The sequence below is a fragment of the Chryseobacterium candidae genome, assembly GCF_004916905.1.
Lineage (GTDB): Bacteria > Bacteroidota > Bacteroidia > Flavobacteriales > Weeksellaceae > Chryseobacterium > Chryseobacterium candidae.
Genome location: NZ_SDLV01000025.1, coordinates 177,331 through 193,417 on the forward strand (window position 1 = coordinate 177,331; position 16,087 = coordinate 193,417).

Sequence of the window (16,087 nt, forward strand, 5' to 3'; positions counted from 1 at the left end):
CTTCGGTTTTCTCCTGTTTATGAGAAAAATCGTTTCTTTATATGTAAAGAGTTTTTGCTTTTTTCTTTACAAAAATGTCTGTCCAAAAATATATGGAGTACAGTCATAAAAATGGCGATTCTATTCTGCTTTTTCACTAGGGTAGGTATTTTTTTTATTATTAACACACTAAAAGGTGTGTTGTTTTATGGTTGCAAATGTATAAAATAATTGTATAAAACAAAAAAAATGAGATGAAATTATCCTGAGAATTTTAATGGTTTGCTGCTATGGAAAGCATGCTCAGGAAATTGCCTTATCTTTGCGGTTTCTATGCCTCCCGGCATTAATCAATATTATTTGAAAATGAAATTTTTATTAGACTTTTTATTCCGTGTTGTACAGCTTTTTACAGAACCTTATTTTTTAGTATTTCTTGCAGTGGTTATCATTGCTCTGCTCAAAAGAAAAAACAAAGGCAAAAACCTTAGAATAGGAGTTGGCTTCTTTGCCGTTTTAATGATCGTTTTTATAGGAAATGGCTTTCTGGGTAAACTGATTTCCGGATATTTGCAGAAAAATTATGTAAGTCCTGTTGCGAGTAAAAATAGAGTTCCTCAAAATCCCGTTATTGTTGTATTGGGTGGTGGAGTTGTAGACTTTGAGCACACAGAAAAGCTGCATACATTGTCTTATTCCAGATTGGTAACTGCTTATCAGCTGTACTATGAATACAAGAAAAATAATCTGCCTTGTAAAATAGTAATTTCCGGAAAAGGAAGAGGCCATACAAGTGAAGCAGAATTATTCCGTGAAAATTTTAAAAAGATGGGAGTATCAGATGCTGACATCATTAAAGAAGATAAAAGTATGAATACGTATGAAAATGCAAAATATACCAGCAAGATCCTAAAACAGATGGCTCCTTCTGATATATATCTGGTTACCTCCGGATTTCACATGAAAAGGTCTGTGGCTCTGTTTCATACATTTGGATTAAAGCCTGTTCCACAAGCCTCAGATTTTATTGATACTGAAATTACTGTATTTCCTAACAGTTATAATGCAGCATTTACTTTTGTGATGCTTAAAGAAGTATTCGGAATATGGCAGGTACAGCTGTATAACAGTTTGGGATTGAATGGATAACCATCTAAGATTATGATATAAAACCGGACACTTAAATCTACCAGGTGTCCGGTTTTTTTTTAATAATAAAATGTTTTAAACTTTACAAAGCCACAAAAGTTATTAAAGCTTCATTTTAAAACACTTGAGTTCAGTTAAAGGAAGTTTAAAATCATTCCGAAATAACTTCACTTCATAACTTGTACAAAGTGTTAATTATCAGTTATTTATACAGAAAGCAATACAACTGCCCAAATAAGCCCTGTTTATCAAGTCAGTACCTATGCTATCTGACTGAAAATAGAGTGGATATAAGGGCAAAATTGGCTTTCGCTTGATTATTTTGGGTTTGTAAAGGCTGCATAGAAAAAAACACTAAACTTATCATGAATCATCTGTTCATGAATGTTTCATATCATCAACAATGAAAATAACGCTATTTTAATAGATAGTATTACTATTATAATTGTAGTATTTTATACAATGGTATAAGTTTTGCTTATTTTCATTATAGTTTTATATTTGTATTCATAATAATTACTACAATGGAATTTCAGTTAAAATTTAAAGTCAACGAAAATCTTTATCTTAAAGATCCTGAAAATAGCGAAATAGGCAAAGCTATTGTAAAAAATGCTATTGAGCTGATTTATGAAACAGGATTTGAGAACTTCACATTTAAAAAACTGGCACAGAAAATCAATTCTACAGAAGCTACCGTTTATCGGTATTTTTCATCAAAACATAAACTTCTTACCTATATTCTCAACTGGTATTGGTCTTACCTGGAGCTGATATCCAAGTTTCGCTTGCTAGAAATAAAAGATCCTAAAGAAAAAATAGATAAACTGTTAAACATTATTACACATCAGGATCACGCCAATACAATGATAGAAGATTATGACCTGGTAAAACTGCATACAATAGTTATTGCAGAAAGCAGCAAAGCCTATTTGGTAAAAGAAGTAGATGAAATTAATAAAGAAATGGTTTTCAGTCCTTTGAAAAGTCTTTGTGCTTTTTTTGGTGAAGTCATTTCTGAAGCCAAACCGGATTTTCCTTATCCCAGATCATTTGCAAGTACACTTTTGGAAACAGCTCATGATCAGCATTTCTTTAGTGAACATCTTCCAAAGCTTACAGATAATCATACCCCCAAAAAGGATCATAAAAATTTTGTGCTGGATTATCTGCGTTTCATAACCACCAATCTTTTAAAATAAACCGATCGATGGAAAACTCTCCAAAAAAATACAGCAGACAACTGTTTCAGTACATTACCAAGGACAAAAAAGATGTTACCAATATCTATTTTTACGCTATCCTCAATGGTTTGGTGATGCTGAGCATACCTTTGGGCATACAATCTATTGTCAGTTTTGTGATGGGAGCAACGATGGCAACTTCTATCTATATTCTGATCGCTTTTGTAGTTTTAGGAACTTGGCTGAGTGGTTTTTTCCGGCTGAAAGTAATGCAGATCATTGAGAAGATACAGCAGAAAATTTTTGTTGAATTTTCTCTTGCCTTTGCTGAAAAACTTCCTAAAGTAGATTTATCACAAACGAGAAAATATTATTTACCAGAACTTGTGAACCGTTTTTTTGATACCCAGAATCTGCAGAAGGGAATTTCAAAAATCTTACTGGAAATTCCGACAGCTCTGATCCAGATTTTATTTGGAATTCTGCTGCTCTCATTTTACCATCCCTGGTTTTTGGTTTTTGGGGCTTTAGTGGTGATCTGTGTGGTCATTATTTTCAGATTTACAATGGAAAGCGGAATCAAATCCAGTATTGAAGAAAGTGATAAAAAATATGAAGTGGCTTCCTGGATTGAAGATATTGCTGCATCTGTAAAAACATTCAAATTCAATTCTAAGAAGCAGATTCATCTTGCAGAAACTGATAATAGAGTAGTACAGTATCTTGATAATCGTACGGAGCATTTCAAGGTATTGGTTTTCCAATATAAAACGATCATTGCATTTAAAGTAATCATTACATTGGTAATGCTGGTGATTGGAACTTATCTTTTAGTAAACCAGCAATTGAACATTGGTGCATTCATTGCCACCGAAATTGTAGTGTTAAGTATTATGACAGCTGTCGAAAAACTGATCAAAAGTCTTGAAAGTTATTATGATGTAATCGCTGCGTTGGCAAAACTGAATAAAATTACCAATCTGCCCGAAGAAAAATTGGGCACTATAGATTTTGAATCTCAAAAAGGAGGTTTTGAAATAGAATGCAAAGAAGTACATTTTTCTTTTAACGATTATCAGAAAATTTTTGAAGATGTCAATTTTAGAATTAAAAAAAATTCGCTTACCGTTATTTCAGGTAAGTTGGGAGCAGGAAAATCTATGCTTCTGAATATGATCAGCGGTTTTTATGAACCCACTTCAGGGAGTATTCTTTTTGATAAAATACCGCTTAAAAATATCGATAAATCTTCACTCAGAAACCTGATTGGTTTGTATCTAAAAGATATGACGATAATAAAAGAAACCGTTTATGAAAATATAGCTCTGGGTCACAATGAAACAACAGTTGAGCAAATTCTGAAATTATCTGAAGAAATAGGGGTTGAAGACCTGTCCAGCCAGTTCAGCAACGGTCTTTTAACCAGGATTAGCGAAACGGATACTGAAGTATCCTTTAGCATCAAAAAGAAAATATTGCTGCTCAGAACATTAGTGGGCGCCAAAAAATTATTGATACTGGAAGACCCGTTTGAAGGAATGGATGATACTTTTAAAACTAAAATGAAAGAGTATCTTATAAAACTGAAACAGGTTTCTACAATCATTGTAGTATCAGAAAATGAAAACCTAATCAACGATGCAGATCAAAGGCTGCTGGTAGAAGACGGAACAGTGAAAACTTTATTTAACAAAAACTAAAAAAGATGGAATTGCAGTCAGTTAATAAAATATATCACATCCACAAAAAATCAAGGGTTAAAATATGGTTTCTTTTCATATTGATTGGAGGCATCATTATACTGTTTTTGCCGTGGACCCAAAACATCAAGGTAATGGGAAATGTAAGTACGCTTTATCAGGAACAGCGTCCGCAGCAACTCAATTCACCAATTCCGGGCAGAATCATTAAATGGTATGTGAAAAACGGTGATTATGTAAAAAAAGGCGACACTCTTCTTCAGCTTTCTGAAGTAAAAGAAGATTACCTGGATCCGCTTTTGGTAAAAAGAACCGAAATGCAGGTGGAAGCCAAAAAGGGTGTGAGAGATTATTACGAAGCCAAAGTTGGAACCACCAACAGCCAGATCCGGGCTATGAATTCCGCAAGAGATTTAAAACTGAATCAGCTTACAGTAAAAATCAGTCAGCTCAACAATAAATTGGCAGGAGAAGAAGCAGAACTGGAAGCAGCTAAAAACGAACTGAGAATGACTTCCGACCAATACGAAAGACAGAAGAAAATGTATGATGAAGGTTTGGTTTCGTTAACCCAATTTCAGCAGAGAAGTGTTTCTTACCAAAATGCTTTGGCTAAAAAAACAGCAACCGAAAATAAATTAGCCCAAACCAGACAGGAAATTGTGAATGTAAGCATCGAACAGAATGCAGTTATTCAGGATTATAATGAAAAACTGAGCAAAACCGAGGGCGACCGTTTCCAGAGTATGGGACAGATTGAAGGAAGTGACGGCGATATTGCCAAACTCGAAAATCAGGTTGCCAATTACAAAGCAAGACAAGGTTTGTATTTCGTGATTGCTTCTCAGGACGGACAGGTTGTACAGATCAATAAAGCCGGAATTGGAGAAATTCTGAAAGATGGAGAAAGTATCGGAATTATTGTTCCTGAGAAAGTAGATTACGCCGTAGAAGTTTACATTAAACCTGTCGATTTGCCTTTGGTAAAAGAAGGACAGCGCGTGATGTGTATTTTCGATGGTTTTCCGGCGATTGTTTTTTCAGGATGGCCGAATTCCAGCTACGGAACTTTTGCAGGAAAAGTGATTGCGGTAGAAAACAACATCAGTGCAAACGGAATGTTCAAAGCATTGGTGATTCAGGATAAAAATGAAAAACAATGGCCTCCGAAGATCAAAATGGGAACCGGAGTTCAGGGAATTGCGATTCTTAATGATGTTCCGATATGGTACGAATTGTGGCGAAATATCAACGGATTCCCACCGGATTATTATGAAGTAAAAACCGAAAAATCTTCAAAAGATGAAAAGTCTAAAAAATAATCTGACTTATCGTTACAGGCAATATTCAGAAATCAATAATAGTAAAGGAAGTTTAGTCAATCGATCCTTCGACAGGCTCAGGATGACATTTCTGATACTAACTGATTTATTGAAAAGCTGTCAGGCTGAGCTTGTTGAAGCCTTTATTCGTTACAGTAAATTAAAAAATAAATTTTCAGCGCTTCTCATTCTGTTGTGCGTTCAGTTTTCTTTTGCGCAGGATTCTCTTAAACTTTCGCATCAGGAATTTCTGAATATTGTGAAAAATTATCATCCGCTGGCTTTCAGATATCAGCTTCAGAATAAAATTGCCAATGCAGAAATTACCAAAGCAAGAGGAAATTTTGATCCGGTGATTGCAGGAAAACTGGGAGAAAAAAATATTGACGGAACAAAATATTACGAACAGAAAAATGTAGAACTCGGAATTCCTACTTGGTACGGAATCGACATTACCGGAAGTTACAATTATCTGGATGGAGAAAAACTGAACAGCAGCGAAACAAAAGGAGGTTTGTATCAGTTTGGGGTTACGGTGCCTTTGGCAAAAAATCTTTTGTATGATAAAAGAAGAGCAATGCTTGACCAGGCAAAATTCGGATTGAAAATGACGGAAGCAGAGCAGACTGTTCTTACCAACGAGCTTCTTCTTGATGCAGAAAATACATATTGGGAATGGGTGAAAACCTATGAAATCTACAAATTACAGAAATCGGCTGTAGAAATTAACAGACAACGCCTTGAGCTTACAAAAAAAACATATCAGTACGGTGAAAGACCAGCAATTGATACGGTGGAAGCTGCTTCTCAATTACAAAGTTTTGAGCTTCAGGAAAGAGATGCTTATCTTGGTTTTGTAAAGAGTACTCAGGAGCTTCAGATGTATCTTTGGAAAGAAAATCAGGATTTTTATGAAATTTCAACGCTTATTTTTCCGTCTTCCAATCTCGATCAGCATTCCGGATATACAGATTATGATTTTCTGGTACAGAATTTAGAATCAAAACAGCTTCAGAATCATGCTTCACTGGAATATTATTTTCAAAAGCAAAATATTCTGGAAAGTGAAAAAAGACTGAAATGGCAGAGTTTTCTTCCAAAACTGGATTTTACCTATAATTTTTTCAATAAAGAAAATTACAAATCTGAATTTCTGCCTTTATTTGATAATAATTTCCAGTACGGACTGAAACTGGAGATTCCCATTTTCATGAGACAGGCAAGAGCAGATTATGAAATTGCCAAGCTGAAGATTTCTCAAAACCAGCTGGATTCTCAGCTTAAAACCCGTGAACTGGAAACCAAAATTGAAACCTATAAAAACGAAGTCAGTAATTATTTTACGCAGATTGATATTTCCACCAGGAATCTGAATAATTACCGCAGACTTCTGAATGCAGAGGAAATAAGGTTCAGCAACGGGGAAAGTTCTTTATTCCTGATCAATTCCAGAGAAAATAAATTACTGGATGCCCGAGAAAAAAATATTGAGCTGAAAGCCAAATTCCTGAAAAGCTATAACAAACTGAAATGGCTGAATGAGAATTTTTTGAGGTAAATAGTCTTACGGATATTTCTGGGAATTGAATGCTGGTAAGCTTGATATTTTTAAATGAGTTTATACTGAAGAAGTTCCCTGAAGCCGTTAAAAGCTATTGGGCAGGAAAAATGTAAAAATAACGGATTCTCAGGAGGTTAATACTCTATTTCATTCTCGTAATAAAAGTCCTATAATTTATATTATGTTAAATTGTGTGTTGTTTTAGTTTCAAAGATGTACAACCACACGTTGAATTTTATTATTTTACACTCTGATTGATACATCAGATTTTTTCAAGTAATATCTAACTCTATCTAAGTTGTTCTAATAGCTTCTAAGTATATCAAATTCATCTGCTTGCAAATTATTTTAGAAATGGCGGATTAAGGAATTTCTACATTAAGTCCTAAACCCGCCATTTTTGTAAACTGCTGTAAGCAGAAGTTTTTCTATTTATTTAATTTTTCTAATTCGGGTAATTCATTTTTGTACTTTTCAACGTCCCAAACTAAATTCCAATTTTTAACGTAGTCAGAAATTGGACCTAGAGCAACTTCCTTCCTTCTTTTATCTACATTGTCAGGATCAATTAAAGGTAAAACATATAGAGCTTTGTTATGAGGATTGGTTCCTATCTGACTCCCATATATTTGTTTTCTGCCTTCCCGGATTTCTATTCTGTCAATTAACAAAGCTAAAGAACCTGAACTTGCATTTCCTTTTGTTACCGCTTCTTTCATCATGGGTAAATATTTTTTTTGCGTTTCCAGATCTGAATGCTGAATCACAAGAAATAATGCACTATTGGCTTGTGCGCCTACTTTGTCTTTGCCAACCCAACCTTTTTCATCTAATATTTTTTTTACCTTTAATAAGTTAATTGAGTCTTTCTGTATTGTTATTTTCCAAAGATCATTCATTTCTTTAGATTCCGGACCGAATTTTTTTTGAGTTTCGTTCATTTGGATTCTGTATTTTTGGTCTTCCTCAAGAATTGCCAATAATTCAGCCTGCAATGGTTTGTCATAATTTGCTTCTAGTAAAGCTAATTTCTCTTCTAATTTTTCAATGGTTTTCCCCCACTCTTTTTTTGAATGTAGATAATCCAAATCGGTATCAGATTTTAAGTGCTTCAGATTGGTCCAGCCTTTATCTATTGATAAGTTCAGCCATTTAAATGCTTGTTTTGTATTTCCTGCCAAAGAAGATGAGCATGCCCCATTATATAAGTGACTTGGATTTTCACTTTCAATTTTAAAAGCTTTACTATATAAATCTGTAGACATTTTATAATCTTTTGTCTGATATAATTTATGAGCTTCACTTATTAATTTTGAATATTCCTGAGCATTAACACCTGTGAATAAAAATAATAATAACAAAGTGTAAATAGTGTTCCTCATTTTTTTGTATTTAATTCCTAATTTTTAGATGGTTACGTTTTGTTTTTCAGCTTAATTTAATTGATGTAATTTTCCTAAAGCCATTTATACTACGAATATAAAGTTTATTTTGATGATGGGATTGTTAAGAAATCACAAAAAAATTATCGTAAGTTTTTCCATAAAATAAAACTATCAATATTTATAAATAGTGATTTCATATAAAATCTTTTACCTGTTATAAGGGTATTCATTAACCCAATGAAAACCTCTCTTATTTAACTTATAATCTTCCTTTTTCTTTCTTATTGTATTGATTTTTATAGAATCAATACCTTTATTTCCAGTAAAAACAATACTATCTTTTTGAGTACTGTAATGCAGGTAAGCATATAGGTCCTGATGATCTATTTTACGAAGCATAAGTGTTTTTGTTTCAGTATCTAAAACACTCTGAAACGTTTTAATACTGTCATTATTCAGGATTACTTTCGTCCGGCTTGGAGAAATGACTAATAGCTTTTTCCAGCCGACAGAATCACTGTTTGGTATTTCCTGGTTGTTTATTATAAATTTATCAACAATATACGCACCTTCCATTGGAACAGCCGGAGGCGTATAGAACAGTGCTGATGAAGAACTCAATATAAAAAAAGCTACTACACACCATTTGAGTCCAGTAACTGTAATACCCTTCCATTTTTTGTCGAATATTCTTTTTTGAAAGCGTAATTGCGATGGCTGTTGCAATACAAAAAAACGATATAAAGCCATTGCATCGCCGCCTACAATAAAAAGACAAAGCCAAACAATATGACTGGAAAATATTTTAACCGGCACATCATAAAAAAAATTCAACAGAGCTACATTGATCATCACCGTCATGGAAAAAAGCGCACCAAAAGTCTTGGTTCTCCTGAAAAGAAGCAAAAGTCCACCAATAACTTCTAACAATCCGGAAACAAATGTATAACCAGTGGAAGCTCCCATCATAGTCCATACCATTCCCATTGGCGACATATCTCCTACTCTTTCTTCCAGCCTGCCAATTGTGTTGGCAGGAAACTGTCCGTCGTGAAGTTTTGCAAAGCCATACGAAAGCATTATCATAGCTACATAATAACGTGCTACTACTACCGTAAACCAATGTAAGTCTTTAAATGTCCGCTGTTTTTTGTCTGCGAAAAGTATAATGAGTGCAGCCACTACCGCTAAGCCAATATTTACAAGCACTACCCAATAATCTAATGTAGTATCGCCGCTACCAGTCATTGTAATATATTCTACCTGCTTTTGCTGAAAAACATTTTTACACAACCACAAGACACCACTCTTATGTATTCCCTCTAAAGGTGAAAACTGGGATGTAAAGATAAAAAGATACACATAAGAAATAATCCACAGATGCATGAAACGTAACGCAGCATTGCGCTTTTTTTGATTGGGAAAACTGATCGATTTTGTATCCATATTAATAATATTTATTTAAGGCATTTATTTTTCTGCATCCAATGCAAGCTTCTTTCTAAATTCAAGAGTTAGCTTGTAGCTTTCTTCAATTGGAACTTCCTTTTTTGATACTTTATTAATATCCTTGCCTTGTTCCGTCCATAAGTAAGGAAAAAAGTTGAATACCTGGTCGCCTTTAAGTTTTGCTACCTCACTTTTCCAATTTGTCCATCTGTATCCTTTATAGAACTGATCAAGATTTTTATTAAAGCAAAAATTCAAAAATTCAGTGTAAGTAAGGTCAAGAGGTTCATATTCCAAATTATCAGGAGCCAAATAATAAACTTTTCCTAAATCGCTGCCCAACCCACCACCATTAAGAATAAATATACCTCCAATTGCATCGTCAGCAATTAAAAGATATGGTATTGGCTGCCCATAATCTTCAAATGTTTTTCCTCTATTCCATTCTGGCAATGACCTGCTTAGCTTATCACTTCCTGAGCCAAGAATCCTTATCCATCCATTATCAACCAAAAGTCCCCCTGTCATATAAACAATTGAACCCATTGGAGATTTAGTGGTAACTTGAGTTTTATATAAGGCATCCTTTGCCTTGTTTGTATCCACAGGCAATATTTCCACTTTATTTTTTGCTGAGTCTATCCATTCTTTTACAAGAATCCAGCCTGGATCTTTATCGTTTATTAATTCATCAATAGAGCGCATTTTTGTTTGTCCATAAGTTGTTAATGAGAATAAGGATATTATAATAATCGTCAAATATCTTGTCATGCTTTATAGTTTTCTAAAAATATAATTAACTGTATACAGTGCTGCATCATTATTTTATCTCAATTTTGTTGTAAGCAATCCATCGTTTTAAATTACCCACCATTCTTTTTAAATGATCTTCATTCAGGAAAATATTGGTCCAATATTCAAATCTGTCGCACTGGATACTGATATAATAGTTCATAATGGCCAGACAAGCGAAAGACAAAAACTTTTTTTCTTCGGGAGTAATTTTAGTTACAGTCTCATAACCTCTTATAAAGCTGTCTGCTTTTACCTGATACTCTTGTTCGTTCAGATGGGTTGTAAATAACTGAAATAGAAAGTAAGAAATATCAAAGCATAAATAACCGTTACCACAAAAATCAAAGTCAAAAAATGTGATTTCTTTTTCATCATCAATGTGCAAATTGTCGAACCAGACGTCAAGATGAACCACTCCATATCTCATTTTCTGTTTTTCTTCATTTTCCATTTTTAGCGTTAAAAAATCAGAGAGACTTTCTAAAAATTCAATTTCGCTGGTATTTTTATTATAGAATTTTTTTGTTCTTATAACAGGATTCTTAAGCAGGTTTTCAGCGTTGTAAGACATTCTCATCAGCTTGATATTTTCTGTTGATTGATGAACTTTTGCTAAAGCTTGTCCAATCAGAAAGCTTGTTTCGGGTGAAAATTTTGCTGTTTTTATGCCTTTAGCATATGAAAATAAAACGCCAAATCTGATTCCTTCCGGAGCTTCAATTTTCTGGATAAATTTATTTGATTGATCAGCTATGGGAAAAGCAATTTGTCGGTCTGCCTCTTTCAGATGATTGAGAAGTCTTAATTCTTCTTCAATTTCTAATGGAGTTCGCCAATGATGGGTGTACACTCTAAAAACGTATTTGTTTTCACCATCATGAACGATGTATAAGTGGTTCATCGCAAGCCGAAATATATTGCATTCCGTTTTGTCAGTTAATCCATATTTTTCTTGAATAAGTTGACCAATTTCATAAGGTGAAAGTGTGCTGTTTATTGTCGTAAACTTCTCTGTCATTTAATTCTCGTTCGTTTCTGGTTATAACTGGTTATAAAGTGATGCAATTTCGTTAACGTTTTTTTGGATTGGATTACAGATTTTTTTTTCAAATCCAAGATTTGTTGATTTTAATATAGTGTCTTTTAGTATTTATATCTTTCATAGTTCTGGGCAAGCAATGAAGAAGTTGCAGAAGTGAAAATTAAAAGTAAGAGTAAATACTTTTTTATCATGGCATTGGGGCTAAATATCAGTTAAGACTCAAATTTACGGATTGTGTTGATATAAAGTTTGTAATGATGCTAATGTTTTTTTATTTTATCCAATAAAAGCTCCAAAATCCGAAGATTTTGGAGCAGAGTTAAATAGCTAACTTTTCGGCTGTTCTACTATTGCTTGGTGATTTTATTGAAAAAAGTATCACCTTTAAAGATATAGTCTCCTGAAGGATATTCAGTCAGATCGATGGTATTTTTCCCTTTTCTAAACAATATATTTTTAATGAGGTTACCGTTATTATCATATAAATAAATATTTTCATCTGCTGAGGATTCCACGTTGATCACTCCTGTCGTTGGATTAGGATAAGCGGAAGTTTTCGTTTTTGGGGAAGCTTCTCTTGTTGACAGATAACAACCTGAAATATAGGAATCTCCAATAATATTAAACCCTTTGTTGATCAGCTGTGCTCTGGCCAGCATAGCTTGCGGTGTAGAATAAACCAATCCTGTTGCATCTATAGTTCCGGACGTAATTGTTGAGTTCGCCCAGGTAGGATTATTATTCAGAGCGATGAGAAAGTTACTGTAATTCGTACATGATAAACCTGCATTTTTAAATCCGAAATAGATTGTATTCCAGCTGAAGTTTTGAAGCTTGATATTCCACGAAAAAATATCCTGGTCAAAATGTAAAGCACCCGCAAACATATTAAATCCGGCGAAATAATCAACCTTACTTACATCCCAGTTTCCTATGGGCTGATTGAACGATACTGCATTTTCAAACATATGCTCAAAATCTGTCACTTTACCTGTATTCCAGTTATCAAGAGGCTGATTAAATGCTGTCGCATTATAGAATGTATAGCGGAAATTAGTTGCATTTTCTGTATTCCATGAATTTAATGGCTGGTTAAAAGCTGTGGCATCTGCAAACATGGAGGAGAAATCAGTTCCGGATATTGTATTCCAGGCAGAAATATCCTGATTGAAAGAAGATGCAGAAGAAAACATGCTGCTGAAATTGGTTACTTTTGCTGTATCCCAGTTTCCGATATTCTGATTAAACAGTGTCGCTCCGCTGAACATACCGCTCATGTCCGTAATACGGAATGGATTCCAGTAAGAAAATGAAGTATGGCCTGTCAAAGATGAACAGTTAAGGAACATTTGTGATAAACTGGTTATTTGTGTCAAATCAGGAGTATCTGCAGCCGTTACATTAAGATTGGGACAGTTGGCGAATGCTCTGTCGAATTGCTGAAGCCATGTTGTATTTCCCCACTGGCTGAGTTCTATGAGTTCCTGATTTCCACCAGGAGGCATGATGTCGGTATTGGCCCTGAACCCGTAAAATAATCCGTTACCGCCGGATACTTTTAATTCGTAAGTGGCCTGCAGAGGATCTGGATGGAATGATGGCCCAAAATATATAAGTAAAGGCTCATTGCTGCTAGAGGTTACATAATCAAACATCCCGTTATGCTCAGGATATCCTACTTCTTGCCAGTAAATGGTGTAATCGGTTCCTGTGCCGCCGAATTTTATTGAATGATCAATGATGCCGTTTGCATTGGGTTTCCAGATGGTAGTAAATTCATTCTGCGCATAGGAAATGCAAAATAAAAGGAGAAAAATGATTATTAGTTGTTTTTTACACATAATTTAAAAAAGTTGTTTTAAGGTTAAAATTGGGTTGGGTAAGACAATTAATTTCCCGGGATTCTTTATCTTATCTCTTATACAAAAGTACTGGCGCACAGCGACAAAACTCGTCGTATTATAATTTAATAGCCTTTTTTTTAGTTTTTTTTGATGAAAATTTTTCTATAAAAACATGGGTGAAATAAGACCAATGCAAGAGCTATAACAAATAATAACCGTGTAAAAAAATGCAGCCGTCATTGAAATAACAACTGCAGAAAAATAAGGGTTTTATATAGTGATTTTCACACCGTTGGAAATCGTAATGCCGGGAAGCGGACTTAGGAATTTTAACTGAGGGTTTTGAAATCTTACTTCACAATTAGATCATTAATCTATAGATATTTATAGACAATTCGTAAGGATGTAATTTTTAAAACCCTGGAATGTGTTGAAATTCAGGTGCTAAAAAGTACCTTTTGTTTTGTTATGTGAATTATTTTTATATTTAGTGAAAACTAAAGACCAAAAAAACTCTTTATGGACAAAATATTTTTTTTATTTTCTTTTTTTTCATTCTTTTTGGTAATAAATGCTCAGAATTTTAAGTGTAAATCTGCACATATCGGAAAATTTCAAATAGATAATGGCGAGTATGGAATTACAGTTATTGAAAGAAATAGCAAAATCCAGACTGAAACAAACACAAAAATGGGTTATAAGGCAAGGTATGATGTCACTTGGATTGATGATTGTCATTACGAATTAAAAAACAGAAAAGTAATACAAGGCAAAATCCTGGAGGGAAGCACTCCTGATGATGTACTGAGAGCTGAAATATTAAAAGTTATAAACAATAAGGTTTTCTTAAAACTAAGTTCTAATTTTTCTGATGAAATAATGGAATGTGAAATGGTTAAGATAAAATAATTATGAAAATGGTAAGCATTCCGGATTTTGTTTCGATATTTTAAATTTTCACATAAAAAAGAGACTGCTTTTTTAAGGCAGTCTCGTGATTTTAATGTCATGCTTACTGTTAGCAAGTAGAACCGCACTCAAGTAATTTGATGTGAACTACACCATTCACAACACATTGTGTCTGGCATAAAGCATTAGTAACAACAGTGCTTACACCGCCCACTGCTCCACCTACTGTAGATCCAACGCCGGAAACTACTCCACCAACGATAGTACCTACACCGCCTACTACTCCGCCCACTACTCCTCCTATTCCACCTAGAAGTCCGCCGATTGGATCCAGTAATCCATTACCTGAAATAGCTTTTAATTCGTTTCTGTCTAATTTTTTTAAGTTTTTCATAACTATAATTTTTTATATGATTATTACATCACTAATATATGAATAATTATTTATTGATTGAAAATTAATTTAAGTAAATTAATTATATGTTATTATTGTTTAATATTTTATTAATATGAATATATTTTTATCAAAATATTAATTTCGATTATATGTGATTGATTTTCTAAAAGTTAAAAATAATAATTCAATTTGGGGAATTTTGAGTTATTATTTTTATACTAAATATCATTTATTATTATCTATTTTTTGATTGGTTTTAAATTTTAAATATTTATCTGTAGATAGACCTTCAGTAAGATAAAAACTCATCTTTGAAGCATTTAAATTGATTCATTCTGGAAAAAAGATAAGAGTAGAATAAAATTCATGTTCTTCTTGTAGTAAAAACCGTTCTGTTTATTGATAACGGAATCAAATTTTGTATTTTTGCTGACATACTTATATCAATGTCAGTTTTTTCAAATAATATACGCTTTTTAAGAGCCAGGAGGAAGCTCTCCCAACAAAATGTAGCCGATGAATTATTGATTTCAAGAGTTCGGTATTCAAAATATGAAAACGGAATTTCTGAACCTCCTATCGAACTGCTGGTGAAAATCTCAAAATATTTCCATGTAAGTATTGATCTTATGCTGTCTGTAGATATTGAGAAATATCCGATAGATGAAATGCTAAAGCTTCCGGATAACAGAATTGTTCTTCCGGTAGCGGTAGATAATCAAGGAAATGATACCATAGAAATTATTCCCCAGAAGGCTTCAATGGGTTATCTGGAAGGTTATAGTGATATCGAATATATAGAAAGTCTTCAGCGTATTGCTCTTCCTTTTCTTACCAATGGAAAATACAGAGCTTTTCCTGCGGATGGGGATTCTATGCCGCCGTTCAGAAACGGATCTTATATTGTCGGAAAATACGTGGAGGGAATCAATGAACTAAAAGAAGGTAAAACCTATGTTTTTGTCACCTTAAATGACGGGATTACCTATAAACGTTTTAAAGAAAGGAAAGAAAATGCGATCTGCGTAAGTGCTGATAATTCATTTTATGAACCTTATGATATTCCTTTTGAAGAGGTAGTGGAAATCTGGCAGTATGCTTCAGGAATTTTCCCTGAAGATTTTGAGCCGGGTGATTATGAAAGCTACAATTTTAAAGAGATGTTCCGTGAACTGAGACAGGACATCAGGGATCTTGACAAAAAGGTTTCAGGCCGTCGCCGTAAGCAATCCTAATATTTACAATATTTATTAACATACTCCTGGTTTTTACACCGGGAGTATGTTTAAACTCTCTGGTTTAAAGGGATTCAATAGCGTCATAACTTTTCGGAGTCAGGATTACTTCGTTTCCTTCATTTGGTAATTTGTG

At 33.8% G+C, this 16,087-nt stretch carries 13 protein-coding genes; 7 read left to right on the forward strand and 6 right to left on the reverse strand.

Annotated elements, in window-relative coordinates; genetic code table 11:
- Window positions 1–345 precede the first annotated feature (345 nt).
- The 5 genes from EK417_RS12855 to EK417_RS12875 all read left to right on the forward strand — a co-directional run bounded on the left by EK417_RS12855 (window position 346) and on the right by EK417_RS12875 (window position 6,892).
- Window positions 346–1,128 carry a YdcF family protein gene (locus EK417_RS12855; protein WP_136522356.1) on the forward strand — a complete coding sequence of 261 codons (783 nt, stop codon included), beginning with the start codon at window positions 346–348 and terminating at the stop codon, window positions 1,126–1,128.
- A gap of 524 nt (window positions 1,129–1,652) precedes the next feature.
- Window positions 1,653–2,330 carry a TetR/AcrR family transcriptional regulator gene (locus EK417_RS12860; RefSeq protein ID WP_110366206.1) on the forward strand — a complete coding sequence of 226 codons (678 nt, stop codon included), beginning with the start codon at window positions 1,653–1,655 and terminating at the stop codon, window positions 2,328–2,330.
- 8 nt (window positions 2,331–2,338) lie between these two features.
- Window positions 2,339–4,012 (forward strand): peptidase domain-containing ABC transporter, encoded by a 1,674-nt coding sequence (locus EK417_RS12865; protein ID WP_136522357.1) that lies wholly within the window; start codon window positions 2,339–2,341, stop codon window positions 4,010–4,012.
- A gap of 5 nt (window positions 4,013–4,017) precedes the next feature.
- Window positions 4,018–5,334, forward strand: a complete 1,317-nt coding sequence (locus EK417_RS12870; RefSeq protein WP_136522358.1) for an HlyD family secretion protein — start codon at window positions 4,018–4,020, stop codon at window positions 5,332–5,334.
- Window positions 5,315–6,892: a TolC family protein gene (locus tag EK417_RS12875; RefSeq protein ID WP_136522359.1), complete on the forward strand. Its 1,578-nt coding sequence runs from the start codon at window positions 5,315–5,317 to the stop codon at window positions 6,890–6,892. The genes EK417_RS12870 and EK417_RS12875 overlap by 20 nt, the downstream gene beginning before the upstream one ends.
- A gap of 431 nt (window positions 6,893–7,323) precedes the next feature.
- Here the strand turns inward: EK417_RS12875 and EK417_RS12880 are convergent, their stop codons facing one another.
- The 5 genes from EK417_RS12880 to EK417_RS12900 all read right to left on the reverse strand — a co-directional run bounded on the left by EK417_RS12880 (window position 7,324) and on the right by EK417_RS12900 (window position 13,407).
- Window positions 7,324–8,277 (reverse strand): DUF6624 domain-containing protein, encoded by a 954-nt coding sequence (locus EK417_RS12880; RefSeq protein WP_136522360.1) that lies wholly within the window; start codon window positions 8,275–8,277, stop codon window positions 7,324–7,326.
- Between the two features lie 210 nt (window positions 8,278–8,487).
- Window positions 8,488–9,726 carry a hypothetical protein gene (locus EK417_RS12885; protein WP_136522361.1) on the reverse strand — a complete coding sequence of 413 codons (1,239 nt, stop codon included), beginning with the start codon at window positions 9,724–9,726 and terminating at the stop codon, window positions 8,488–8,490.
- Window positions 9,727–9,750: 24 nt separating this feature from the next.
- A complete protein-coding gene (locus tag EK417_RS12890; protein ID WP_228402432.1) occupies window positions 9,751–10,500 on the reverse strand; it encodes a DUF2625 domain-containing protein in 750 nt (249 codons plus the stop codon).
- 49 nt (window positions 10,501–10,549) lie between these two features.
- Entirely contained in the window at window positions 10,550–11,425 is an 876-nt protein-coding gene (locus tag EK417_RS12895; protein ID WP_228457933.1) for a phosphotransferase, read from the reverse strand.
- A 488-nt stretch (window positions 11,426–11,913) separates the two neighbouring features.
- The gene (locus EK417_RS12900; protein ID WP_136522363.1) at window positions 11,914–13,407 is read right to left on the reverse strand and encodes a BspA family leucine-rich repeat surface protein; all 1,494 of its coding nucleotides are present in this window, start codon (window positions 13,405–13,407) and stop codon (window positions 11,914–11,916) included.
- 522 nt (window positions 13,408–13,929) lie between these two features.
- On the opposite strand from EK417_RS12900, the gene EK417_RS12905 reads away from it, so the two are divergent.
- Window positions 13,930–14,319 carry a hypothetical protein gene (locus EK417_RS12905; RefSeq protein WP_076594693.1) on the forward strand — a complete coding sequence of 130 codons (390 nt, stop codon included), beginning with the start codon at window positions 13,930–13,932 and terminating at the stop codon, window positions 14,317–14,319.
- Window positions 14,320–14,428: 109 nt separating this feature from the next.
- Here EK417_RS12905 and EK417_RS21115 read toward each other — a convergent pair whose 3' ends face one another.
- Window positions 14,429–14,713 (reverse strand): bacteriocin-like protein, encoded by a 285-nt coding sequence (locus EK417_RS21115; RefSeq protein WP_168801991.1) that lies wholly within the window; start codon window positions 14,711–14,713, stop codon window positions 14,429–14,431.
- A 449-nt stretch (window positions 14,714–15,162) separates the two neighbouring features.
- Here EK417_RS21115 and EK417_RS12915 point away from each other — a divergent pair, with 449 nt between their 5' ends.
- Complete coding sequence (locus EK417_RS12915; RefSeq protein ID WP_136522364.1) at window positions 15,163–15,951, forward strand: XRE family transcriptional regulator; 789 nt, start codon at window positions 15,163–15,165, stop codon at window positions 15,949–15,951.
- The last annotated feature ends 136 nt before the right edge of the window (window positions 15,952–16,087 follow it).